This is a genomic window from Erysipelothrix anatis (assembly GCF_009828745.1).
GTDB classification, from domain to species: Bacteria; Bacillota_I; Bacilli_A; order Erysipelotrichales; family Erysipelotrichaceae; genus Erysipelothrix; species Erysipelothrix anatis.
Genome location: NZ_WTSX01000016.1, coordinates 17,175 through 41,406, shown reverse-complemented (window position 1 = coordinate 41,406; position 24,232 = coordinate 17,175). Strand labels below are relative to the sequence as shown.

At 38.4% G+C, this 24,232-nt stretch carries 22 protein-coding genes and 1 other RNA gene; 13 read left to right on the top strand and 10 right to left on the bottom strand.

All coding sequences use genetic code 11. The annotated features are described in order from the left end of the window. The 8 genes from GVV19_RS10020 (at position 1) to GVV19_RS09985 (ending at position 6,404) form a co-directional block, all read left to right on the top strand. Positions 1-2,958 carry a phage tail spike protein gene (locus GVV19_RS10020; protein ID WP_159647349.1) on the top strand — a complete coding sequence of 986 codons (2,958 nt, stop codon included), beginning with the start codon at positions 1-3 and terminating at the stop codon, positions 2,956-2,958. A gap of 3 nt (positions 2,959-2,961) precedes the next feature. After that, positions 2,962-3,399 (top strand): hypothetical protein, encoded by a 438-nt coding sequence (locus tag GVV19_RS10015; RefSeq protein ID WP_159647347.1) that lies wholly within the window; start codon positions 2,962-2,964, stop codon positions 3,397-3,399. 10 nt (positions 3,400-3,409) lie between these two features. After that, positions 3,410-3,820, top strand: coding sequence for a hypothetical protein (locus GVV19_RS10010; protein ID WP_159647345.1), 411 nt, complete (start codon positions 3,410-3,412; stop codon positions 3,818-3,820). Then, positions 3,820-4,590 carry a M23 family metallopeptidase gene (locus GVV19_RS10005; protein ID WP_159647343.1) on the top strand — a complete coding sequence of 257 codons (771 nt, stop codon included), beginning with the start codon at positions 3,820-3,822 and terminating at the stop codon, positions 4,588-4,590. Before GVV19_RS10010 ends, GVV19_RS10005 begins: the two co-directional genes overlap by 1 nt. Before the next feature lie 8 nt (positions 4,591-4,598). Continuing rightward, entirely contained in the window at positions 4,599-4,808 is a 210-nt protein-coding gene (locus GVV19_RS10000) for a hypothetical protein (protein ID WP_159638334.1), read from the top strand. A gap of 190 nt (positions 4,809-4,998) precedes the next feature. Next, the gene (locus tag GVV19_RS09995) at positions 4,999-5,502 is read left to right on the top strand and encodes a Panacea domain-containing protein (RefSeq protein ID WP_159647341.1); all 504 of its coding nucleotides are present in this window, start codon (positions 4,999-5,001) and stop codon (positions 5,500-5,502) included. A gap of 6 nt (positions 5,503-5,508) precedes the next feature. Further along, positions 5,509-6,015 (top strand): hypothetical protein, encoded by a 507-nt coding sequence (locus tag GVV19_RS09990; protein WP_159647339.1) that lies wholly within the window; start codon positions 5,509-5,511, stop codon positions 6,013-6,015. A gap of 146 nt (positions 6,016-6,161) precedes the next feature. Further along, positions 6,162-6,404, top strand: coding sequence for a hypothetical protein (locus GVV19_RS09985; RefSeq protein WP_159647337.1), 243 nt, complete (start codon positions 6,162-6,164; stop codon positions 6,402-6,404). A gap of 94 nt (positions 6,405-6,498) precedes the next feature. On the opposite strand, the gene ssrA is transcribed toward GVV19_RS09985, so the two are convergent. The 10 genes from ssrA to GVV19_RS09935 form a co-directional block, all read right to left on the bottom strand. Continuing rightward, positions 6,499-6,849, bottom strand: a transfer-messenger RNA (tmRNA) gene (gene ssrA / locus GVV19_RS09980). 65 nt (positions 6,850-6,914) lie between these two features. Further along, on the bottom strand, positions 6,915-7,325 hold the full coding sequence (locus GVV19_RS09975; RefSeq protein ID WP_159647335.1) for an SRPBCC family protein: 411 nt from the start codon (positions 7,323-7,325) through the stop codon (positions 6,915-6,917). 100 nt (positions 7,326-7,425) lie between these two features. After that, positions 7,426-8,196 carry a pyrroline-5-carboxylate reductase gene (proC, locus tag GVV19_RS09970; protein ID WP_159639815.1) on the bottom strand — a complete coding sequence of 257 codons (771 nt, stop codon included), beginning with the start codon at positions 8,194-8,196 and terminating at the stop codon, positions 7,426-7,428. Positions 8,197-8,439: 243 nt separating this feature from the next. Beyond that, positions 8,440-15,189, bottom strand: coding sequence for a SpaA isopeptide-forming pilin-related protein (locus GVV19_RS09965; protein WP_159647333.1), 6,750 nt, complete (start codon positions 15,187-15,189; stop codon positions 8,440-8,442). Between the two features lie 319 nt (positions 15,190-15,508). Beyond that, a complete protein-coding gene (locus tag GVV19_RS09960) occupies positions 15,509-16,810 on the bottom strand; it encodes an ATP-binding protein (RefSeq protein WP_159634644.1) in 1,302 nt (433 codons plus the stop codon). A 64-nt stretch (positions 16,811-16,874) separates the two neighbouring features. Then, positions 16,875-18,146, bottom strand: a complete 1,272-nt coding sequence (locus GVV19_RS09955) for a DUF1576 domain-containing protein (protein WP_159634642.1) — start codon at positions 18,144-18,146, stop codon at positions 16,875-16,877. A gap of 134 nt (positions 18,147-18,280) precedes the next feature. Further along, positions 18,281-18,973 carry a GTP pyrophosphokinase gene (locus GVV19_RS09950; protein ID WP_159639809.1) on the bottom strand — a complete coding sequence of 231 codons (693 nt, stop codon included), beginning with the start codon at positions 18,971-18,973 and terminating at the stop codon, positions 18,281-18,283. Positions 18,974-19,034: 61 nt separating this feature from the next. After that, positions 19,035-19,319 carry a HesB/YadR/YfhF family protein gene (locus GVV19_RS09945; RefSeq protein ID WP_159647331.1) on the bottom strand — a complete coding sequence of 95 codons (285 nt, stop codon included), beginning with the start codon at positions 19,317-19,319 and terminating at the stop codon, positions 19,035-19,037. 76 nt (positions 19,320-19,395) lie between these two features. Continuing rightward, a complete protein-coding gene (locus GVV19_RS09940) occupies positions 19,396-20,049 on the bottom strand; it encodes a hydrolase (protein ID WP_159639807.1) in 654 nt (217 codons plus the stop codon). Between the two features lie 14 nt (positions 20,050-20,063). Beyond that, on the bottom strand, positions 20,064-20,918 hold the full coding sequence (locus GVV19_RS09935) for a YitT family protein (RefSeq protein ID WP_159634634.1): 855 nt from the start codon (positions 20,916-20,918) through the stop codon (positions 20,064-20,066). 50 nt (positions 20,919-20,968) lie between these two features. Between GVV19_RS09935 and GVV19_RS09930 the strand changes: the two genes are divergently transcribed. The 5 genes from GVV19_RS09930 (at position 20,969) to GVV19_RS09910 (ending at position 24,202) form a co-directional block, all read left to right on the top strand. After that, entirely contained in the window at positions 20,969-21,472 is a 504-nt protein-coding gene (locus tag GVV19_RS09930; protein WP_159647329.1) for a GNAT family N-acetyltransferase, read from the top strand. 59 nt (positions 21,473-21,531) lie between these two features. Continuing rightward, the gene (locus GVV19_RS09925) at positions 21,532-21,942 is read left to right on the top strand and encodes a hypothetical protein (RefSeq protein ID WP_159639803.1); all 411 of its coding nucleotides are present in this window, start codon (positions 21,532-21,534) and stop codon (positions 21,940-21,942) included. Then, positions 21,942-23,006, top strand: a complete 1,065-nt coding sequence (gene alr / locus GVV19_RS09920) for an alanine racemase (RefSeq protein ID WP_159647327.1) — start codon at positions 21,942-21,944, stop codon at positions 23,004-23,006. The genes GVV19_RS09925 and alr overlap by 1 nt, the downstream gene beginning before the upstream one ends. 70 nt (positions 23,007-23,076) lie before the next feature. Next, positions 23,077-23,973: a CPBP family intramembrane glutamic endopeptidase gene (locus GVV19_RS09915; protein WP_159647325.1), complete on the top strand. Its 897-nt coding sequence runs from the start codon at positions 23,077-23,079 to the stop codon at positions 23,971-23,973. Between the two features lie 16 nt (positions 23,974-23,989). Further along, entirely contained in the window at positions 23,990-24,202 is a 213-nt protein-coding gene (locus tag GVV19_RS09910) for a hypothetical protein (protein ID WP_159634622.1), read from the top strand. Positions 24,203-24,232 lie beyond the last annotated feature (30 nt).

The window sequence follows — 24,232 nt, the reverse complement described above, 5'->3', positions numbered from 1 at the left end:
ATGTGGCTGCTCGATAAAGACGATAATCTAAAAGAGAAGCTGATTGTAGAATCGGCTATTCACTCGCAAGTAGTAAATGGCTTAAATACACTTGAGTTCGAATGTCAAAATGCAATTGAAAAGTATGATCGAATTGTTTATAAGAATGAGCGCGGTCATTGGGAAGAATTCATTGCTCAACGAGTAACTGACGGTCGTTACTCATCAAATGTCTATGCAGAGCATTCATCGTATGAGCTCTATGCAAGTTATGTTGGAAATAGAAGACCTACCGAAGTTCCTTCGAAGCATTTAGAAATACTTCTGTCTGAGACGAGGTGGAAAGTTGGACATGTGGAAATAGGGAACCCATATTATTTGTCGTATTATTACATGCCAATCTACACTGCTATCCAAAATCTATGTGTAAAAATTGAAGGTGAAGTTCAATTTAGAATTACTGTAGAAAATGGAAAAATTAAAGACAGGTTTGTCGATATTTTAAACAAAGTAGGAAGTGATGTTGGGAAGAGGTTTACGTACACCAAAGATTTAGAAAGTGTCACAAGAACAATTTTAGATGATGAAGTTTATACTGCTTTGATTGGTCGTGGACGAGGCGAAGAAATTGAAGATACAGGTGGCTTCGGAAGAAGAATTATGTTCACAGATCTTAATAAAGTTGATAGTCCTAAAGGAACTGAGTATGTATTCGACTTAGATGCATTAAACAAATGGGGTATTGAAGACGGAAATATACGTCGACATCGTTTTGGTATCGTTGAATTTGACGATATCGAAGATACAGAAGAACTTTACATAGCAACAAAGAAAAAACTTCAAATAGTTAAAGAACCTCGAGTGTCTTATGAGTGCAGTGTAGTGTTATTGGACGAACCACATGAGAATGTATCAATCGGAGATGTTGTTGCAATCATAGACAAAGATTTTTTCGGTAACGAAATTAGAATTAAAGGGAGAGTCATTCAACTCAATAAAGACTTGTTGAACTCAAACAATTCAACAGTTACCCTTGGAAATTTTGTAAAGTCATTTGTTACCGAAACAATCTCTTTAACTGACTACGTCAATAATTTTAGATCTAAAAGTGGAGTATGGGACCGCTCAAATGCATTTGATTCAAATAATCAATTAGCAGGGTCATACATTAAAGACTTACTTGATGCATGGAATGATAATATCAACCAAACTGGTGGTTATGTTTATGCAGAACTTGGTAAAGGGATCATGACATATGATAAACCAATAGATGAAAATCCAACTAAAGTCACTCAATTAATTGGTGGGTCATTAAGAATTGCCAATTCGAAACTATCAAATGGTGATTGGGACTGGAGAACGGTATTAACCGGAGATGGTATTGCGGGTCAAGAAATTATTGCTAATTCTATAACAGTAAACAAAGTTTCTAGCGACTTTGGAGCGAGTCTAGACTTATGGTCCAATGAAGCGATAACTGCATTGGTAAAAGATATAGGTACGCTAGATAATGGTCAAAACTTGATTGTTGGAGCTAATGGAGAACTCGGGTACAACGGCTGGGAGTTTTCTCAACCAGGATTGTACCCACCATTCGCGCCACCTCACGTACCAATGAGTAGAATTACTCCTACATTCATCGTGGAGAAAGTTCATTCACTATCTAAATCTGCTCTAAAATTCTTCACTGAAGGTAAAGCATTATCTCCGGTTGCGTATATAGTTCCAAACGAAATTTATTCATTGAGACTAAAAAGACAATTGGGTATGCAAAGTTTTAGTGTGTCAATTATTGAGTTTAATGCCGGCATGCTTCAATTGAAGAAAACGAGCGTTGTATTTGACGATGCCAATGAATATGAAGATGTATCCTTTAAACCAACAAGTGAAACAATGTATGCAAGATTTGAAATTGAAACACATGACAACATGTCTCTCGTATTAACTGAAATAATGTTTAATCGAGGAACACCTTCGATTTGGAAGGAAAGCTCTGAAGAAGTAAGGGTGTATGCTGAAACGATTGTACAAGTCTTAGACAACAAACTCAAAATCGATATTGAAGAAGTTGAACGCGGAGTTGATGGATTAAGTCATGATATCCACAATGCAGGGGTTGAAATCAATGCTAAAGAAGGAATCACAACCTATGGTGATATGTTTAGGGTAATGGATTCAAAAAGGCAGAGAGATGTATTCAAGGTAGTAACGGTCGAAGGAAAAGAAGAAGTCAAAATGCTTGGGTCAATCCAATCCGAGGGAGGAGAAATTGCTTTCGACAGCGAAAATAAGGAAATCAAAATCGGAAGTGCGAAATTTAAAGGGTCAATCATTGAGGGCACACCTTCATTACATATAGATGCTAATCGACTTAATATTGGTGATCCAAACAGCGAAGTTTCATTTATGATGAGAATCAGAGATGAAAACTTTCTTGTGCAATTTGCTAGTACGGGAACAAGATCGATGGGGATAGATAACATAAATATTAGACAATCAGGTTACGCTATCGGAAGCAGCGATAAAAGATTAGGATTTATTTACCTTCAAAACCAACCAAATGTATCATCTGATAAGCGATACAAATACAACGTATCTCAGATTGATGACTTGTTGCTTGATGAATTTGAAAATCTTCAGCGTAAGTCTTTTGTTACTAAACATGATGATAAATATAGTTTCGGTTATATCGCACAAGATGTAGAACGTTGCTTATACAAATACATTCTAAAAGTATGGGGATATAGTGAAGCTAATCAATGGCTAAGCAGATTTAAATTGCTTGCGCGTGGAGAAAGTTATCTATCCCTGCTATATGCAGAAGTAGACATCATAATGGCTGAAGTGGAAACAAGAGCTCGTAAACGAGAAATCGAAGAATTGCGTAAACAACTTGAAGAACAAAAGAAAGAACATCAACAGTTAAGAAATGACTTTGATGCATTGATGCCGATACTAAAAGAAAAGGGAGTGATATAGAAAATGAAATCACCTAAACCAAATGGCACACCAATTACAGAATACACATTCACAGACTATGATCCAAACAGTGATCTCTATGATGCAAATTTCGCTAAAGAAATCGTTAAATCCTTGACAAAAATAACTGATTCAATAACAAAAGGAAGCGGAGTAACAGACTTAGTACGAAATAAGGTTTCGAGAATAGGGAACATTGTGTTTGTTGAAATAGCAGGGACATTTACAACAGGTACAGGAAATAAAGTTGTGGGCACTATTCCAGATGATACTGTGCCAGAACGTGCACTACGTGTCATTGGTGTTGCTTTAACGTCATCAAGTGGTTACGGAGCACAACAATTCATTATTAATCAAGGAACACGAGAAATAGTAGCAGAGAATATCCCAACTTCAGCACAAGGGGGAGCATTTCAATTAAATATTAGTTATACAATTTAAAGGAGCAACTATGAACGAAATCATATTATTCATTAAAAGCGATCCATTATGGGTCGCTTTAGTATTATTACCGCTAGCAATCATAGCGAAGAATTTACTCGGTGCAGGACATGCACAACAATCTAATAAATTGAACTGGAACTATCTGAAACGTGGATTATACAAAGGATTACTAATTTACACGGCAATCGCAGTTCTGTCCGTCATGGCAGCTCTAAGTAATGATTTGAGTGTCATTGTTAATGGAACGAGTTTAACACTCGTACAAGCCGTTACTGTGATAATCACGGGTGCAGTTGCCGTATACGTGAAGGATATCTTTTCACTATTTCTATTAATCTTTAAACAACCAACAACTATTGATGAAAATAAAGTAATTAAAACGGAAAGCGGCACTTATGAGTACCGGGAGGACAAATAATGTCATGGAGCGATAACGGAACATTAAGAACAAGTGGTAATGCAGGTTATGTTTTACCGGATAACCCTTATCCTGAAGTTCCTGACTGGCACTGGAAACGACGTAATATAACTGGTGGGTTTTGGAATAGCGATGAAAGCTATCCTTATAGGCCACATAGTGGAGTTGATTACGGTGCGAATAAAGGAGAAACAGTAGCATCTTATGATTATGGAGAAGTCATCTATTGTGGTTGGGATGATGTCTTCGGAAATATTGTTATGATATATCATCCAGCTATTGATAAAACCACGCTGTACGCTCATTTAGATAGCTTTATCGTATCTAAAGGTCAACATGTCAAAGCGCAACAAAAAATCGCTACAGTAGGTAATACAGGCTCGGTAAACGGAGTTGGTTACGGAGATCATCTTCATATTGGAATTCAAGATGGAAAATCAACGAATTTATATAAATATGATAATACATGGCACGACTTTGATACATTCGATTATCAAAGTAACATAATTCAAAAGGAGAAATCGCCAATGATTTTATTTGATACAAGCAATGGTAAAGATGGAAACTTTACATTCGCTCAGGATGCTCATGTCCTGAGCGAGCCAAACTGGACAACAGGTACTCGCCTTACAACATATAAAGCAGGAGAAACTGTACTATTTGAAGGTATGACCTTTGCAGATAATCACACATGGCTCTTTTATACTAAAGATGGCGCTAAGCGCTATGTCCCAATTCAAAAAGGAAATCCTTTTGGAAATTTTGTGTAGGTGATTTAATGGACGAAAAAGAACTAAGTCTGTTGGATGCCATTCATAAAGTAGATAAACGTGTTGTTAACTTAGAAAGTAAGATTGATGACAGTGTGAATGGCAGGTTTAAAGATATTGAACGAAGAACTACAAAACTTGAAGATAATCAACGTTGGTTAGTTCTTGCTGTAGTTGGTGCTGTTGTAGCCGCACTATTAAAAATAGTATTGAAGTAAACTAAAGCCACTCTCTTGATTGAGGGTGGCTTTTTTTATTCGTATAGATATACGCTCTTGCATAAAGAACACAAAATGTGTAATAATACCAACAAGAGGAAATTATGGGCATAAATTGGAGTTTGGTGATGTGAATCACTTTTTATTATGTCCCTTCTTATATGGTATAATACACATAGGAGGAAACATTATGGTATCGTTGATAACTTCTGATCCGCTGGAATATAAAAATGCTAGAGAGATAAATGTAGTTCATTGGCTGCTTTCGAAAGAGCAAATGAGTCACAAAAAAATTCAAAAAATGGCATACTACCTACAAGCGTGGAGTGTTACTTTAAATGATGTTGATTTCATTCCTGGGTTTGAATTTGAGGGATGGGTTCATGGTCCTGTAAATATGAATATATGGCACATTTGTAAGGATTTTGGATGGCGAGATATAATGATTAACAAAGAATCAGAAGACTCAATAATGGCAGAAATGGAGCAAGTATGGGGAAAAGACCAAATAGAAATAATGGAGTTGGTTTGGAATACATACGGTAATTACACTGCCAATGAGTTAGAAGCGTTGACACATTCCGAAGTCCCTTGGATAAATTCTAGACTTGGTAAAACAGATTTTGAAAGAAGTAGAAACAAAATTAAAAGAGAAGATATGAAAAATTATTATATCAATTTTTTTGAACAGTAAATTGAAATGGCAAAATCAAAAGGAACGATAAAAGTTCAATTTCCAAAATCTACACCAGTCTCAAAATCAATTCCAAAATCACTAAATAAAAGTGACGTTTATGTTGATGAATCCGCACTTAACTTAAAGCCGTCTGTTGATATTAGATTTCTAAACCAATCTAGTAAGTGCTTCAAGCATGCGTTCCAAACTTTTAAAAATAATAAGAAAGCAACTAATGACTTTTATGATGACTTTCAAAAGTTTCTATTTGATTTTTCTTCTCTTGAAAATATAGAGGTTGCTAAAAAAAGATATGCATCACATAAGAACGGATCAAAAATTTCAAAATCCAATAGTTTTGTAAAAAGTATTGTCGATTCCTTACCAGAAGATGTTGGGAAGTATGTTGAGGATGAATTAGACCATTTGCACCTTAAGGCTAATGGTAAAGGGAAGGCAGTAGTATTCGGTTTTACACATATCTCAACATTTTATATTGTTGGATTGGATCCAATCCATGAATTTGCATAATAGATTGAATACTACACACTAAGTGTGTGCGGAATGAGGTTGTACTATATGAATAAACAGAATTTGTAATTGATTTCACCTAGAAAATAGCCTACTATATGAATGGCTATTTTATTTTTATGTCGAACTACAATGAAGGTGAAGTTATGAACGGCTATTACAAACGTGTAAATATAGATGTTGAATTAATATACAATTCAAAAGGTAAGATTCACCTACTTGCTATGTACTGGGGTGACAAACGTTTTGAAATAACGGAGTTTGAATCTAGGGCTTTCGTTAAGAGTGAAACTGGATTTGTATCTGAACTGTACTTGGCAACGATTGATGGTAAACAGAAGAAGATTTACTTCTCTGAGGGATTGTTCTTTGTAGAGATTGTAAGATAAGAAAAGACACGATAATCGTGTCTTTAATAACCAAAATTGAATTTGTAGGGGTTTTGTAGGTGGTTATGTCCATAAAACCCACTTAATAAGCTATTGGTGGAGTCGGCGAGAGTCGAACTCGCGTCCAGAAAGTGTCCCACATCTCAACGTCTACAGTTTAGTCTCGTGTTAATAATCAAGGCAAGGACATAAGACAAACCATTAACCTTGATGCGCTCTTAGATTTTCGTGTGGTACACCGAGCAATGCAACACCTTATCCTTTGTAGGTTGTTAGATACTATTTGCCCAAAGGCTAAAACGCATAGTATCTGGCTGCAGCGTTAAACGCTAATTAAGCAGCGAATTGTAAACTGTTGTTTCCAGTTATAAGTTTTTTGGCCTTTAGGTAGCCACACCACTGCAATTGAGATCAAACGAAATCCTGTCGAAACCATGACGACCCCGTAGGGCTATTATATCATGAGATAATAAAGCACACAATTAAGTATGCATATCATACTGAAAAACCTTAAAGTTTTTCAGTATAGTGGGCAAAGCTATCAAGAATCGCTTGCCATCCGGCTTGTTGAAAGGCGACGGGGTTTGTTGCCTCTGGATCAAATGTTTGTGTTACGGTAGTGGAGTCATAGTTTTCTGAAAATATAACCGATACCTCACGCCCATCATCTAACACGTAGTCAATACGTGAGAGCGGTTCTACCGCGGTATATGTGCCACCAAAATCAAATCCCATGCTACCGTCTTTGGCTTCCATTCGTGACAATAATTGTCCACCAACGGTAAGATTGTTCGAGGCATGGACAGTATGCCAGTCTTCAGATGCTTGGTTCCACTTCATAATGTGTTGTGGGTCATTCCAAACCTCCCAAACAAGGTCAATAGGTTGATTAACCCGAGTTGTGATTGAAATCTTTTCCATAAGTATCCTCCTTTATCTTCATTCTAGCATTTAGAGATAAACGATGACTTGCAAAGTGCACCGGATTCAACAAAAAAACTCCCATCATAGGAGTTTTTGTTTATTGTTTATCTTTGTTAATGGTTGCGCGTACCGCTTTACGGACAGTATCTTCAAAATGATTGGCGTCGAGCGAACGGACACCTTCAATCGTTGTGCCGCCAGGGGAACAAACACGTTCCGTTAAAATTTGGGCATCGACACCACTAATACGTAAGTAGTTTGCACTTCCGGATACAGCGTGGCTGGCAATGCTTAATGCATCGTCGTAAGCAAACCCTTCTTGCATTGCTTCACTAACCATTGCATCAATAAACTTAAATACAAATGCCGGAGAACTTCCTGCAAGTCCGATAAAACCACTCATTTGTGATTCATGGATGAGGACCGTTGAACCCAAATTATCAAACATTTCGCGAACATATGTTGCAACCTGATTTTCGACATTGTCTGATGCCGTGATGGCCGTGATGCCCTGTTGAATGGCTACATTTAAATTGGGCATTGCGCGAATCACGGGAATGTCGCCGACTTGTTCCTGTATCATCTCGATGGTAAGTTTTGCTGCGATAGACACAATTGTTTTTCCCCGCAAGTAAGGGCCTATTTCATCAAAAATAGTACTAAACATTTCAGGTTTGACCGACATCACAATAATATCTGACTCGATAACCAGCATATGATGATTGGCAGCGGGGGTAACGTTCAGTTTATTTGCTTTAAACAGCGTATCATCATGCGTTCGTGCACTAATAATGATATCTTCCTTGTTCGGCATTCCGTGAATGATTGCCTGTGCCATGTTTCCAATTCCAATAAATCCTATTTTCATGATATCACTCCTTTATTTCATTGTGTTCCGAATACAAATAAAAAGCAAGATATCTTGCTTTTTATTTTCGCTTCATTGAAAGGTTCTTGGTTTACCAAGGTTTGGAATGTCGTTAAACGCTACAACCCTTCATTCCTATATCTATTATGCACTTATTTGTTCGAGAATGAAAGTGAAGTGATAACCAATATCATCAAGTGATTAAAAAAAACTTACACCACTAGGGTGTAAGTCTCAAAATGATTAATTTTTGGTATGTTTGCGTCGTTTCGCAATGATTAAAGCACAGAGCCCCATTAAGGTTAGTGCAGTACCAGATAAGAGAACTGAATTAGAAACACCAGTTTGTGGGAGTGTTTCAGATGGTTTCTTAGGTTCTTTGCTTTCGCCAAGAACAATTGGTTCTTCATCATTTTCAAATTCGACAGCAATTGATTCGAATGCGCCCGCATAAGTTTCTGGGATTTCGATGGTAATGATTTCCTTCGAAAGGACATAGCCTTGCGGTGCGACTGTCTCGCGTAAGCTGTATGTTCCTGGAGCTAAATCTTCAAAATGTGCAATACCATTAACCGTAGTTAATGTTGCGACAGGATTTAAAGATGCATCCAATAGTTCAAAGGTAGCTTCGCCAATAATATTTCCTTTAGGATCAACTTTTGTGACTGTCAATGATCCTTGATAATTGATATGGTGTGCAACGACAAGAGATGGTTCACCTGCTAATTCAGATTTGATCGTGAATGTTGCTGGAAGCGTGTTGATCATAAAGCCGTTAGGTGCTGTTACTTCAACGAAGGTGTAAGTTCCAGGGGCAAGATCAGAAACTACGATCGTACCTTGTGTATCAGTCGTATATGTATCGCCAATTTGTTGCTTATCTGCATCGTAGAGTTTGTAAACAGCATCTTGAAGACGGTTGCCATGAGCGTCTTCTTTGATAAGAGAAACAGATCCTTTGTAGTTGATATGGTGTATAACAACAGAGGCTGGTTCACCTTTTGATTCAGCTTGAATTGTAAATTCAGCAGGAACGGTATTGATAATGTACCCGTTAGGTGCTGCAACTTCCACAAATTGATAGGTTCCAGGTGCAAGGTCAGATACAGTAATTAAGCCTGATTCATCCGTAACATAGGTATCACCAATTTGTTTCATTGTAGCATCGTAGAGTTTATACGTTGCGCCTTCAAGTACATGGCCACTTGCATCTTGTTTCACAAATGAAACGGATCCTTTGTAGTTGATATGAGATGTTTCAACACGTGTTGGTGCGCCCATTGCTTCAGCATCAATCACGAAAGTAATTGGTGTTGTATTAATGACATACCCTTGAGGTGCTGAAATTTCCACGAATGAATAGGTACCAGGAGCTAAGTTTTCGACAGAGATCAAGCCATTGATATCTGTTGTATACGTGTCCCCGATTTGATTCATTGTCTCATCGTAGAGTTGATAGCTTGCACCTTCGAGAAGATCTCCATTTGCATCTTGTTTTGTTAGTGAAACGGAACCTTGGTAGTTAACATGTCGTGCAATGGTATTTGTTAAGTTATCTACAGCTTCATCCACAACTGTGAATGAAACAGGTGTTGTATTAATAAGGTACCCGTGTGGTGCTTGAACTTCAATAAATGAGTAAGAACCCGGTGCTAAATCAGCAACCGAAATAATACCATTAACATCCGTTGTGTACGTATCCCCAATTTGTTGATTTTGAGCATCGTAGAGCTTATAGACTGCACCTTCAAGAACAGTGCCATTTGGGCTCTCCTTAATTAAGGAAACAGTTCCTTTATAGTTAATATGAGTTACTGCTGTTGCTGTTTGATTTTCTACAGCTTCAGAAGCAATCGTAAAGGTTGCCGGAACAGTATTAAGTAGATAACCTTGTGGCGCAGTTATTTCTACAAATGAATAGGTACCAGGAGCTAAATTATCAACAGAGATCAAGCCATTGATATCGGTTGTGTAGGTATCTCCAATTTGGTTGTTATCGGCATCGTAGAGTTTGTAAACAGCACCTGCTAAGACGTTTCCGTCTTTGTTTCCTTTAGTAAGTGTAACAGAGCCTTTGTAATTGATATGGTGAGCTGTGATAGCGATTGGTGTATCAATCGCCTCAGAAGCAATGGTAAAGGTTGCTGGTACAGTATTAATGAGGTAACCAAGTGGTGCTGTGACTTCAACGAATGAGTAAGCACCTGGAGCTAAGTTTTCAACAAAAATCAAGCCATTGATATCCGTTGTGTATGTATCTCCAATTTGGTTGTTGCTGGAATCATAAAGTTTATAAACAGCGCCTTCAAGGACATCGCCATTCACGTTTTCTTTTGTGAATGAAACGGATCCTTGATAGTTCACATGTTTTACAACCGTATTTGTTAAGTTGCCTTCAGCCTGAGCCATAATTGTGAAGACCGCTGGTGTTGTGTTGACGAGGTAGCCATTTGGAGCTGCAATTTCAACAAATGAATATGATCCAGGAGCTAAGTTTTCAACAGAAATCAAGCCATTGACATCCGTTGTATACGTATCTCCAATTTGGGTCATTGCTGCATCGTACAGTTTATACACCGCACCTTCAAGCGTTTGACCTGTTGGTGCTTCTTTTATGAGTGAAACTGAACCTTTGTAGTTGATATGGTTTGTAACGACAGGGGTTGGTTCACCGGAAGCACTTGCTGCGATTGTGAAGGTAACAGGAATGGTATTTAAGAGATAACCATTTGGTGCAACTACTTCTACAAATGAATAAGAACCTGGAGCTAAATCTGTAACAGAAATCAAGCCATTGATATCCGTTGTGTACGTATCTCCAATTTGGTTGTTAGATGCATCGTAGAGTTTATAGACAGCACCTTCGAGGACATCACTGTTCGCATTGTGTTTTGTTAATGTAACGGATCCTTGGTAGTTGATTCGTGAATCAAGTTCAACTTGAAGCGGTGAGTGAAGGTCAACAACAACTGGTGTAATTGTGTTATCAAGAACATAGCCAGGTGCTGCTTGTGTTTCTTTTAAATAATAGTTGCCAACAGCGACATTTTCGAAGGATACAAGTCCTTGTGTATTTGATGTTGCTTCGTAAACTTGTTGTGTTGCGCTAGCATCTGTAAATAATCCGAATGTTGCACCACTTAGTGTGTTGCCAAGAGCATCAGTTTTCGCAAAGCTAAGTTTTGCTTTGTGGTTAACGACATTTACGGTGGTAAGACCGTTATTGTTGACGCTGACTGTTACTGGGATGTATGCATCATTGTGGATAAATCCATCAGGAGCTTGTGTTTCTTTAAGATAATAAGTGACGCCATCTTCAAGCAAGTTGCTGCGATCTGCTGTAACTCCTGAGGCAGGATTAATATCGTTTGTAAAGACGATACGGCCTTGTGCATCCGATGTTTGTGCAGAACGGAATAACGTATAGCCGTCACTTTCAGAGTGGGTATAGAGTTCGAATGTAGCGCCCGCAAGTGCTGTGCCATCTACGGATGCTTTTAGAACTTCGATCGATAGTGGGTAATTAACAACTGTTTCGTGCTTTTTACGATCTGCTTCAGTATTTGCTGAGAGTACGATGTCACGCGGAGCAATTGAAACATATCCCGGATATGGAGCAACTTCCTCAATACGATATTTTCCTGGATAAAGTCCCTTAAATGCAAGTTTTCCATCTCTATCGGTTGTTGCTTCACGGATTGTACGTCCGTTTGGTGTGATCAATTTAAATTGAATATTTTCAAGTGGGTCGCCACCATTGAGGGGTTTACCATACTTGTCGGTAATATTGCTTTCTGATATTTTGAGAATTTCGAGTTCGAGATTCACAACACCAGAACTACCGCTTCCATATGTATAGGAGTTTTGACTGGAGTCCGTTACAGTTTTTGTTCCACTGTCCGTGATAATTCCTGCCATCGATACATTATTTGTCCATTCAACACGACCTTCAGAAACGATTGATTCTGTTTGGTATGTGACTTTGAATGATGCGTATTCATTGCCTTTGGTTACGGGTGTTTTGAGTTTAAATCCTTGTCTGTGGGGTTCGTTAATAGGCCCATCTAAAACTGTCTTACCATCGTTGGCGTAGTTTAGATAGGTTACAGAGTATTGGTTGGGTTCAAGCAATTCAGCTTTCTCTGGAATTTCTTGCCCCGTGCTGTCGTAAACGACTTTATAAACCTTCAAGGTTTCAGGAAGATAAAGGTGTGTGTCATTCAATAAATCCTGAACTTGGATAGTTTCTTGTAACTTTGAACGTCGTTGGTTGATGTCAATTTGCCATGGAATTTTAACATTTCCAGACGCATCGATATCAATCGCTCCTGGGCTGGACTTCACAACATGCTGTCCATCGGAAACCTTAACTTTCGCAGTAATGTCGGTTTTGTAGTCATCATATGTTACCTGAGCGGTATTGATGACTTCTTGGGGTGCTTCTACATCTTTAATATCGGTTTCAAATATAATTGCGATACGTTGGTCGGAACCTAATGCCTTTAGGTTATCGCCATCGATTCGAATAGTTAGTGTTGTTGTTTGTGATTCTGTTTGGTCATCATTAATTGTTTTAGCGATATCAACAGTGGGGGTAATCGAAAGATCATTGCTGATATCATCGCCTAAAACAGTGCGACCATTCGCGTCAACCGTATAACGGAAGAATTTGAGTGATTCACGATGATAAACTTGATTGTCTTGAAGAACATCTGTGAATACAATCGCATCTTTAACCGGACGATTGTTGAAGTTGAGATAGTTTTCCCATTTGATAATCTTCTTCGGATCGTTGAAATCAAAATGACCACGTTTCTCACCGTTGTGTGAAACTGTCGTTCTGATTGATTCTGAGACGCGTGTTGTATCAATTAATGTTGTACTGCCATTTGATAATTCTACTGCGGCGTTATTGGCAATACCAATTGCTTCACTTGTTTCAAATTGACGAGCATCAAACTTCGTTGTATAGGTGAGTACATAACGTTGTTTGGTTGGTTTAGGTGGGTTAATTTCGAACGAGAATCCTGTTACATTGTCACCTATTTTGGTGAATGTAAGAGAACTGTGCGTTGTTGTTGAAACTGCGACGCCATCCAGTTTTAAAGAATCCGTATCGATCGAGAAGATGTTATGGGTTCCTTGAAGCATATCACTCACAAAAATCTTATCGTGAAGATATTCTTTATTGTTAATTTCGACGGTCCATGTCATTGTCTCTGTTGCATAATCAATCACTGGTCTTGATTTTGAAATAATTCGACCGTGGTATCCAGCTCCGGTACCGCCACCACTACCAATGACTGTATCACCTGTTTTACCAATAATTCGGTTGGTGACATTGCCATCAGGTTGGGTTGTTACATTGTCACTGTTTCCTTTTTCGGGAAGCGTCACAATTGTATCGTAAGTAATATCTACACGTTCTGATGAATTGCTAAGGTAGGTTAGCTCGAAGTGGGGGTTCTTACTGCTATTGTTCAATTCAAAACTGAAACGTGATGTAGCATCTGAGCCTTCGAACGTATATTTATTAGGGTTTGTGCTATCTTGTTTTAAATCAGCAAGAGTATAAGTTTTTGATCCAACTTTAAATTTGAAGCTGGATGAATCATAGGTACTTGCAATGCCTGAAAGTGTATCTTTGAAGACTGTGCCAGTTTTTAAAGAGACTTTATGAGGATTTATCGCAACTGCCCATGAATCCTTACCAGAATTTTCTACACCTGCTATATGCTCTTTGGTTACTTTCTCAGGAAGTGTATAAGTGAATGATGCTGAATCTTCAGTTTTTGATCCAGGTTTGATTCCTTCGCCAGTAAGTTTGGCATGGTTAATGAGTGTTTCAAATTCTTTGCTTTGGTCAATCGATGAGTCATCTGTTTTGGTAGTAACATGAATTCGATAGGGTTTATCGATATCGCCTAAGCTAATCTCGACATTGCTGCCTGTTTGAGACGCTACATCAAGGGGTGTTGTTGTATTAGAAACGGGTTCTAATGATAAATTACCATTCTTTAAGATTGGTTTTAATTCGGTTTTTGTTACAGATACTAATGAACTATGCTCGGGGAGTGTTTCAAGAAGCTTGGCATTGGTTATTGATGTACTACTACGGTTTATATCAATTTCCCATGTGATTGTTTGGCCATTTGCTTCAGCTGAAAGTACTTTTTTGGTAACATCGTCTTTAACATCCAAACGAGGATTTAAGGTTAAGACTTTTTCATCAGTATAAGGAATTGTGATATCGAATGGAACATTCAAATCAACATTATTAAGATCTGCTCGTAAATTTAAGTTGAGTTTTCCTTCTGGCAAACCACTCGATGTTGATCCTGAATTGAGTGCTTCGTTAAAGGTAAAGCGTACTTTACCATCTTCAACCTTATAAGTACCATATTCAGTTATAAACAGATTTGCAGTACTTGCAAAATGTTTGGGTAAATCAAATTCGAGATAATCTTGTGGTAATACGGGGTCGTCAGAGTTTGCGATTGTTTCATCAATTTTCCAATTAATTTTGAAACTAAGGACATCGCCATTTTCAATGTTTAGAGGCTGATCGAAATCAGTGATTTCTTGACTGTCTCGATATGTGATATCACCATTATTATCGATGACATTGTCTTTCTTAGTATGTAATAACGTCAGCATTGGTGCAGTTCCTGGTAAGATTGCATTTGACCAATCTTTAGGCCCGCGCTGGGTACGTGGTGCGGCTTGCTGAGGTTTCACGGATTCAGTCGATAGTGTAGTTACGTTTTGCATTGCGTCGACTTCTGTAGAAATCTCAACCTTCTGTGGTTGGGGTGTGCCCACAGCAGGATCTAAATCTATATTTGATGTATTGTTTTTGTTTGCATCATGACTAGTTTCAGAAAGAACGGTGGGGGCGATTTCGTGGGTTGTTTTATCCTCGGCAAGTACAGATACTTGAGAGAATGCGACAAGTAGCGCTAAGGCTAGCGCCAGAAATCTATTCTTCTTCATTTATATTTTCTCCTTTAGACATGAGAATCATTATATCAAATTGATGAATACAAAAGTAGTGAAGTGTCTCGTTTCCACAGTCGAAAATGTATAATTCATACATAATGTAAGGAAATAAACATATTAAATGGGGTAACGCAGAAAAAGATCCGGGGGCGGATCTTTTAGCTTAATACATGTCAGATGTCGAAGACGTTCTGTACTAAGTCATATAAATGGTGGGGTAAAACGTCATCTTGCGATGCTAGCTTAAGTTTACACCACTTTCGGAAATGTCGATTGTTGATGTTCTCAACGGTAAATAAAACGTTCCCAATGATTAGTAATTGTTTTTGTTACGTGTCCATCGGACCACTTTAGCATAGTCGTCCATCAGTACGTACAACGTATTCGGTTCTGTTTTTAATGGGTGCCCATACACTCCCGATTCGTAACGACTGCGTACGTTATGGTTCGGTTGGGTTGGTGAAATCTCTTCAATTCCGGTAACCGTAAACGTATAGTCTTTGATATTGGTTACATAGACTGAAGGGGGCTCTAAATGATTCATAGTATCCAAAGAATCAAGGGTTAGAATACTTTGTCCAGAAAATTTAGAAACAATATTTTCGATAATGTTTAGCATTGGTATTTGATGGAGATAGTGGTCAAATTGGTCATAAATGACGGTATTTCCCAACATCAGTTCAACAAAGCTAATCGACATCGATAAAACATGTGTCAATCCTGATGGAAGTTCATTCGCAGGAACACTTACGATGCCTAAATCGGTTCGTTTAGAAACAACGAGATCGTATTGCCATAAGTTAGGTTCAATTTCAACGAATGTATAATCCACAGAATCAACCAATGGAAAAATACTTTTAATCGTATTATTTAATACGGGTAAAGAACTTAAAATAAACTGTTTCAACTCAATATCCGCGCGGCCACCGAAAACTGAAATATTGGAATTCCAGATAAAGTTATGGAAGTCTAGTTGCATATAATGATTTGGAATTACAACGCGCATATGCGCAATGTATTCAATGAAGTCAGAAAGTGTTGATTTAAAGACAATGTCTTTGTGTTCATAACATATATAATTAAGAATCGATAACATTGTATACTCACCAAAGGCTTTCTGGTGGAAAGCATTGATAGTATCAATATCGCGGACTAAGACCATACTGCGACCAAAGACAATCCCGGTGCTGTCGGCTTTATAGATAATGTTTTCTTTATTGTTAACACGTTTCATGAGTGACTCTTGAATGAGATTATGACTGTTGTCAAATTGTACTGTATAAACAAATATTTGGTTTTTAATGGAGACTTCGAAAGCCAAGACCATGTCATCACATGCTAGTTTTCGATAGTGCTTTGCAACTTCACGTTTTAAATCGAATGGATCTACTTTCGGTGTATAGCGGAAGTGAGTGCGGGTACGGTAAATATCATTGACACGATATCCATCGGTGAGCCGTCTTAGAAATCCAAAAGCTAAAAGAAACGATGTCTTGCCACTTGAATTTTCTCCGAATACACTGACTTGTTGTTTGAACGATCCGCGTTTATTTTTCAAAGAAACAGTAGTTTCATCGAAACAACGGAAGTTTTTTAAATAAACAGAACCAAACATTTCATCACCTCACATACGAGTATGATACCAATTATCAAAAGAAAACGCACGACATTTATCATGTCTATGCGTCTAAATCGTATTCAAGTTGTTTATCCAAATCTGGTGGTACTGGTGCGAAGCGGTGCATGATTGGAACCAAAACGGCAGCAACGATACCAACAGAGAATCCAGTGTTATAGAGATTCATACCGGCATGCATCTGTCCAGAGTTCAAGGCGACTGAGGAATTGATATAACTTGCAAGAATACCCCAACCCCAACCAAAGTGACCAGCAATCGGTGCAAGGGCAGTTCCGAATAATGCGGCAAAGACAATCGTTGGTGTATCTAAAGTCCAGTTTTGGGTTAAACTTCCCAATACAACACCCACAAGAATAGGTAAGATATTCCGAGCATGTTTTCCCAGACCCGAAAATCCGACAACGGTGAGAATGGCGCCAATGTAAGGACCGTTTAATCCAGCACGAGCCACAAAGAGGACATATCCCATTACAATAAAGCCATTAATAGCCATATTGATTAGAACTGTGGAAAGACCGTACATTTTGAGATAGTCATGATCCAGATAACCAGGTTCCTTCAAAAGTTGACGATAGTTTTTAAATGAGAAACCATCAAGATAAAACCCGTACATAAACATTGCTAGTAATAAAACGGAAAGGGACAGAGCATACGGGAAGGTGTTGCCTGTATCAAGTATTAAACGTTTCACCGGTTCATAGCCATATGACTTCATAATTGAAACATAGAGCGTCGCTAAGATACCAACTGAAAATCCTGTATTATAAAGGTTAAACCCTTCATGAACTTTAAACAGATGTCGTGAGACTGGTTTAATAATAAAACCAGCAGAGATACCGACAACCATACTCAGTGATAAGCGAATCGATAACGGTGCATGAATATAGAATAGCAATTCCGTAACAATTGGCGCAAAACTCGTAGCCAGTAGCGAAATGTGGACAATGTCACAATAGCGCTCTTTTGTTATTTTAGAATAAAGATAGGTACCAAGCAAAATCGGTAAGACATTGAAGATGTTTTTTCCAAAAAAGGCAAAACTTCCCATTAGGTAGACTGAAGCAATCGCGGTACCATTAATTTCTGCTCCCGAGTATTGAATCATCCAAACAGCAAGTAGTGATATCAACCCTACATTAAGCAAACTGGCTCCCAACCCTCCAATTGCTATGTAATCTGTGATAAGAATGTCTTGTGCCTGAATAATTGCGATAATACCATTAAAAAGCTCCGTAGGCGAAGCTATCAAAAACGCAAGTACAATCGGTAAAATACTTGAGAATAATAAGAAATTTAGGGTATGGCGTTTCATAAATCACTTCCTTTTCTCTATTCTACATAATATTGCAATGCGCTTACAATTCATAAACCCTAAAAAAACAATCGAGACAGTAAAAATAACAGAAAAAAACCAGAAAGTGAGTTATCTTTCTGGTTTAGTGATTGTTATTCTTCGTGTTTTTCATCGCCATCGTCAATGAGCGAACGAATATCAAGCATTTTCTGATCCGTTTCGGCAATGGTATTGGCACAGTCCATTAATGCTTCAGCAACACTTTCTAAGTGCTTGTGTGATTTTTTGTAGCGAATTTCGTGTTCGAGGCTCGCCCAAAAATCCATCGCAATCGTGCGGATTTGAATTTCGACACGCACATATTCTTTACCTGATGAAAGGAAGACCGGAACTTCAACGATCATGTGCAAACTACGGTATCCATTATCTTTGGGGTGTGTAATGTAGTCTTTGACTTCAATGATTCGAATGTCGTCTTGTTTCTTAATCATTTCGGCAAGTGCAAAAATATCATCAATGTAGGAACAAATGACACGAACCCCCGCAACGTCGTTGAGGTTTTCGCGAACAGAATCGACATTCACGGGTTTTTCGTCACGGATAAGTTTATCTACAATACTTTGTGGACGCTTGACGCGTGATTTGATGGCCGAGATGGGATTGCGTTGTGATACAAATCCTAATTCTTTATCTAAAATATTTAATTTGGTTGTGATTTCGTCAACGGCACATTCGTAGAGCAACATCATCTCACGAAAGCGTTTGGCTTGTTGAAGAAAGAGTGACGGGATATTAAAACGTTGGTCACGGTTAATTATGATTTCTTGTAAAGTCTGTTGTGTCATAGTAAAACTCCTTATACCAATATTGTACCAAATAGGTATAAATAAAAAAGGGCGTGAGCCCTTATTTTACAATAACTTCATATTCTGGTTCGTAACCATCTGCACGCATTTTGATGTTGACTTCTTTATCATTGAAGAACCACTCATCAAATTGCTCGACGTAGAAATTTATGCCTTCTTCCGTGATAAGCATAAGTGGGTTGGTAGGCTCCTCTTTAGCTATCGCGAATGAAAATCCACCATGTGGACCGTATACTTTACCGAAGAATTTGATGCTATCACCAGGAACTAATCCCATTTCTTCGATATACCATTTTGCGGCCTCGTTTGTAATTGTTAGTTTCATATCAATCTCTCCTAATTTCTAATATCATCATAGCATAATAATCAATTATACGGGTTTAAAGTGCACAGGAGGTACACTAACGATACGATTGCATAATACCTTTAAAGAGACTTGCAGTTGAAGGCGGTGTATAAGTAATTGCATTGGCACCAGCATCAATTGTTTCTTGAATAGATTCTTCGGTTGGACCACCAGTTGCGATAATCGGAACATCCGGATAAGACTCACGAATGTGACGCACAATTTCTGGAGTCTTTGAGGCAGCAGATACGTTTAAGATTGCTGCACCTGCGTTAATGCGGGCTGAGATATCCGTATCAATATCGGTAATTGTGATAATGATTGGAATTTCGAGACTTTGTTTTGCCAAACGAATAATTGTATTCGAAGTTGGCGCATTCACGACGACACCGTGTGCTCCTTGACGTTCCGCATCCATAGCGAGTCCAATTACCCGAGGACCACGTGTGGTACCACCACCAACGCCAGAAAAGACGGGTTTGTCAGACGAAGCAACAATTGCATCCGTAATAATAGGTTGCGGTGTGAATGGGTAGACAGCCATGACAGCATCAGCATTGCAATTACGAATAATGGCGATATCCGTTGTGAAAACGAGCGACTTAATAACACGGCCAAAGACACGAATGCCGCTTGCTGTATCAATAATGTCAGGAACACGGAGAATGTGTTTTCTTAAATTACCATTATATTCTGGAATATTTTTCATAATACGCTCCATTTCTAAATAAGACGTTTTTCGAATCCACCATCAACCTTAAGGTTTTTGGTTACAATAACAAAGGCACTCGGATCATGGTGACGAATTAAGCGTTTAACATCGCTCAACTCGGATTGTGCAACAATCGTAACAAAGACATCCATGCTTGTTCCTGTATAGGCTCCAAAACCTTCCCAGTGAGTAACGCCTCGGTGAATTTCAGAGATAACATGTGCTTTGATATCTTTATTCTTCGTAAAGACCATGACACTGGCTTCCAAGTTATGTTCATGGAAACGATCAAGTCCCCACGAAAATACAAAGGAATACACCAACGAATAAATTGCAGTCTGAACATCGTAAACGACAAGACAGATTAAGTAAATAATACTATTAATAATTAAGTAGATTTTACCAAGACTTCCCTTTTTCTTCTGGGAATAGTAGAATCCGATAACATCCAATCCTCCACTTGATGCTTTTGCACGAAAGGCAAGTGATGCACCAAATGATCCTATAATTCCTGCTAATACAATCGCAATAAAGACATCCTCCACTAATGGCGATTTTGGTATGGGTATTAACGTCAGCGCTACAGTTTGTGTTATAATACTGAGTAAACTTAATTGAACGAATTTAGGGGATAAACGACTCCAAGCAAAGATAAAAATTGGAATGTTAAGACCTAAATTGATGAGGCCAAAGATATCGAATGATGGATGAATATTGAATGTATTCATGATCCCATCACGAAGCAACTGGGCTATACCTGTTATCCCACCATTATAAATGGAGGCAGGAATCAAAAATAAGTTAACGGACATTGCAAATAAACATGATCCTACAATGACATAGGAAATTCTCTTAATATTGTTCATGTCCTTATTATAACAATCAAAGTGACGAATGTCTTTACGCGAGGTTAAAAATGACATATCAAATTCGAAAAGCAACTTATTCTGATCGAGATGCTATCGTAGAAATGTATCGCAATGCCGCAACGATGTTGAGAGAAGATGGAATTGATCAGTGGCAAGATGGGTATCCTAATATAGAAACACTGACACATGATATAGATGCAAAAACTTCATTTGTTTATGTCGAGGACAAGATCGTACTGGCCAGTGGCATGATATCCACAATGGGTGAGGCAACATATGCGAATATTGATGGTGCTTGGGGCTATGACGAACCGTATGCCGTCATCCATCGCTTTGTCGTTTCTTCAATACATCAACGTGGAGGTCTTGGAAGCCAATTTCTTCAAGCAATCGAAACAGAAATTGGAATTCCTTACTATCGCATCGATACGCATGTTCAAAATAAAAAAATGCGTCGCTTCTTAGAGCGTAACGGATATATCGAACGTGGGGAAATTACCCTATTAAATGGCAGTAAACGCATCGCATATGACAAGTTAATCGTGAAATGATGTCACTGCAGTAAAAATAGTGTAAAATATACAATGAAAACACAAGGAAAGAGGCGCTTATGGTACTATTCAACAATCAAGCAGCATCTGTAAAACATCGTTTTACGATGTCCATCATTGCTGGTGTGATTTCGGCAGTGCTTTTAGGGGTGATTAGTGGTTACTTCAGACAATATGTCTTTAACCATGCAATCGTTCTTACAGGTGTTGGCTTACTTATCGCAATGCTAATCAATCGCGTAGGGCGAGGCATTCAATTAAAATTCGCAATTGTAGCGGTATTATCAACATTACTTGCAATCATCCTTTCTGATATTATTTCAGAGTTTGGGATTGTGGGACTTATTAATATGGAATCCATTCGTTTGACATTTAGCTCAATGTTAAAAGAAAGTATTTCATCAGTTTTATGGTTTTTATACCGTGCGTTAGCACTGTATGTATCTTATATATATTCGAGGGTTGTTTAATGGGATTTAGAGAAACATGGGCAGAAATAGATTTGGATAAATTGGAACGTAACTATAAACGGATCCAAGCTTATACAAATACAGAAGTATTTGGGGTAGTGAAAGCCAATGCATATGGTCACGGTGATATTACAATTGCACGCGAACTGGAAGCGTTGGGAACACCTTTTTTATGCGTATCATCCTTTGATGAAGCACTGCGTCTTCAAACAGCTGGAATTACGCAAGATATCCTTATCTTCAGCTATGTTTCTGCGTCGGTGATTCAGAAATATCATCACCCGCAATTTGTGTATACTGTGCCATCAGAAGCATGGTATGCATCAATTCAAGCATTAAATATGCAACTTCGTTTGCATATCGAAGTGAACACAGGGATGAACCGTTATGGCATTAAAGATGCTGCAGTCATTCGAGATATTGTTTCAAACCATGAGGTTGAAGGAATATATATGCATTTCCAAAGTCCTGAAAATCTTGAAATAGGACAACGCCAACTGAATGCATTTGAAGCGATCGTGACATCTTTAGAGAAAACGATGAAATGGATTCATGTAGGAAATGCGCCAACCGCGCTGATTGCAGATAAAGCGTGGATTAATGGATCACGTTTGGGAATCGCATTGTATGGTTATCGCGTTGATATGCCAGATTTGGAACCCATCCTTACACTCAATGCATCAGTGACTCATTTGGATCACATCCACGCAGGTGAAACTGTTGGGTATGATTATACCTACACGGCAACAGCGGACGAAACTTTCGCAACAATGCCGATTGGGTATGCAGATGGCTTTGATGTTCGCAATCAAGTTGTTCCAGTATCAATCAACAATCGTAATTATCCAATCATTGGTAAAGTGTGTATGGATCAGACGATGATACGTGTGGATGAAACGGTAAATTTTGGTGATACGATACAATTACTAGGTCCTAACCGACCTGCAAAATTGATTCATGAAGCAACAGGCATTATGCCGTATATTCAACTGTCAACGTTAAGTGATCGGATTGAACGGCGCTATCTTCGTAATCAACACGTTGTATCCGTAATCGTGCGTTAAACAAGTGTTTATAGGCTAACTCAGGTTTGACTACAAACACTTTTTTCAAAATAACAATAGGGGGCTTATGATGAAAAAAAGAACAAGAAGTATCTGGATTTACATGATTGGGTTTTATGTTGGTGCAGCGATGCTAGCAGCACTGTTACCATTCAATGCTGACATGAGCGCATTCTTAGGTACAATTATTGCAGGTTCGGTATTTTTGGTTTTCGGCGGACACGAGCTGTACATGCGCCTTTTTCAGGATCCACTGACAGTTCCAGTCTATGAACATATTGAAGATGGATCAAACTTTAGCTTGGGGCGTGCCGCACTCACAATCTTACAGCTGTTTCTGTTTGAGGTTGTACTCAATATTATGTTTGTAACGATATCCATGGCCGCTGGTGGTACTGAAGTTGTTGGCTTATATTCGCAAATTGTGATGGGCCTCATCAGTATCTACTATTTGGTGTACAAGATGCGCGTGGTCATTTATGAATCGTGGCAAAACTTTAAAAATAGTGATAAGAAATACCGTTATGTCTTTATTGGTTTAGGACTTGTTTATTTGGGTAATATTGGAACAGCAATGGTAACCCAAGCTATGGGTGTAACAGAATCAACCGTAAACCAACAAATGGTGGAAACAATCATCCGTTCGGTACCTATCTATGGATTCTTTATGGTTGTGCTACAAGCACCAATCGTTGAAGAGATTACGTATCGCGGTATCTATTTCCGACAAATATACGGCAAGCATAAAATTCTTGCTTATGTTGTGACGGGCGTCATTTTTGGTCTTCTTCACATTATCCCTGGGCTTCTTGAAGGTGTAAAAGTTGAATGGATTATGTCGCTGAGTTACATTTGGGCTGGACTTGTGATGGCATGGGTTTATGCCAAAACAGATAGTATGGTGTATAGTATTCTGCTTCACGCATTGATGAATGGTATTTCATTCCTTGTGCTGATTGCAATGTAGATAAGAGGGTTTAAATATGGATCGTGTTACGTTTTATAATTATATGTCGACAGCGGGATATTTGATATTTATGGCATGTATTGCTGTTATGATATCCGCATACGGTGATCGTCTCAAAGGGAAAGATGAAAAAGATGAAGCGTTATTAAAACGTTCAAAAATCAAATTTATCGTTGCCCCTATCGTAATGGTTGGGTATGTCGTTTTATTATTTGCTATATTTGGATAAGAAAAGCTTGCCTCGTTATTGAAGCAAGCT

Bases quoted from the DNA above. Each gene is read 5' to 3' on its own strand.
- GVV19_RS09945 (WP_159647331.1), bottom strand. From the start codon at position 19,319: ATGAAACTAACAATTACAAACGAGGCCGCAAAATGGTATATCGAAGAA.
- GVV19_RS09930 (WP_159647329.1), top strand. From the start codon at position 20,969: ATGACATATCAAATTCGAAAAGCAACTTATTCTGATCGAGATGCTATC.
- GVV19_RS09965 (WP_159647333.1), bottom strand. From the start codon at position 15,189: ATGAAGAAGAATAGATTTCTGGCGCTAGCCTTAGCGCTACTTGTCGCA.
- GVV19_RS09995 (WP_159647341.1), top strand. From the start codon at position 4,999: ATGGTATCGTTGATAACTTCTGATCCGCTGGAATATAAAAATGCTAGA.
- GVV19_RS10020 (WP_159647349.1), top strand. From the start codon at position 1: ATGTGGCTGCTCGATAAAGACGATAATCTAAAAGAGAAGCTGATTGTA.
- GVV19_RS09950 (WP_159639809.1), bottom strand. From the start codon at position 18,973: ATGACACAACAGACTTTACAAGAAATCATAATTAACCGTGACCAACGT.
- GVV19_RS10010 (WP_159647345.1), top strand. From the start codon at position 3,410: ATGAACGAAATCATATTATTCATTAAAAGCGATCCATTATGGGTCGCT.
- GVV19_RS09915 (WP_159647325.1), top strand. From the start codon at position 23,077: ATGAAAAAAAGAACAAGAAGTATCTGGATTTACATGATTGGGTTTTAT.
- alr (WP_159647327.1), top strand. From the start codon at position 21,942: ATGGGATTTAGAGAAACATGGGCAGAAATAGATTTGGATAAATTGGAA.
- GVV19_RS09960 (WP_159634644.1), bottom strand. From the start codon at position 16,810: ATGTTTGGTTCTGTTTATTTAAAAAACTTCCGTTGTTTCGATGAAACT.
- proC (WP_159639815.1), bottom strand. From the start codon at position 8,196: ATGAAAATAGGATTTATTGGAATTGGAAACATGGCACAGGCAATCATT.
- GVV19_RS09975 (WP_159647335.1), bottom strand. From the start codon at position 7,325: ATGGAAAAGATTTCAATCACAACTCGGGTTAATCAACCTATTGACCTT.
- GVV19_RS09925 (WP_159639803.1), top strand. From the start codon at position 21,532: ATGGTACTATTCAACAATCAAGCAGCATCTGTAAAACATCGTTTTACG.
- GVV19_RS09955 (WP_159634642.1), bottom strand. From the start codon at position 18,146: ATGAAACGCCATACCCTAAATTTCTTATTATTCTCAAGTATTTTACCG.
- GVV19_RS09940 (WP_159639807.1), bottom strand. From the start codon at position 20,049: ATGAAAAATATTCCAGAATATAATGGTAATTTAAGAAAACACATTCTC.
- GVV19_RS09935 (WP_159634634.1), bottom strand. From the start codon at position 20,918: ATGAACAATATTAAGAGAATTTCCTATGTCATTGTAGGATCATGTTTA.
- GVV19_RS09910 (WP_159634622.1), top strand. From the start codon at position 23,990: ATGGATCGTGTTACGTTTTATAATTATATGTCGACAGCGGGATATTTG.
- GVV19_RS09985 (WP_159647337.1), top strand. From the start codon at position 6,162: ATGAACGGCTATTACAAACGTGTAAATATAGATGTTGAATTAATATAC.
- GVV19_RS10000 (WP_159638334.1), top strand. From the start codon at position 4,599: ATGGACGAAAAAGAACTAAGTCTGTTGGATGCCATTCATAAAGTAGAT.
- GVV19_RS09990 (WP_159647339.1), top strand. From the start codon at position 5,509: ATGGCAAAATCAAAAGGAACGATAAAAGTTCAATTTCCAAAATCTACA.
- GVV19_RS10005 (WP_159647343.1), top strand. From the start codon at position 3,820: ATGTCATGGAGCGATAACGGAACATTAAGAACAAGTGGTAATGCAGGT.
- GVV19_RS10015 (WP_159647347.1), top strand. From the start codon at position 2,962: ATGAAATCACCTAAACCAAATGGCACACCAATTACAGAATACACATTC.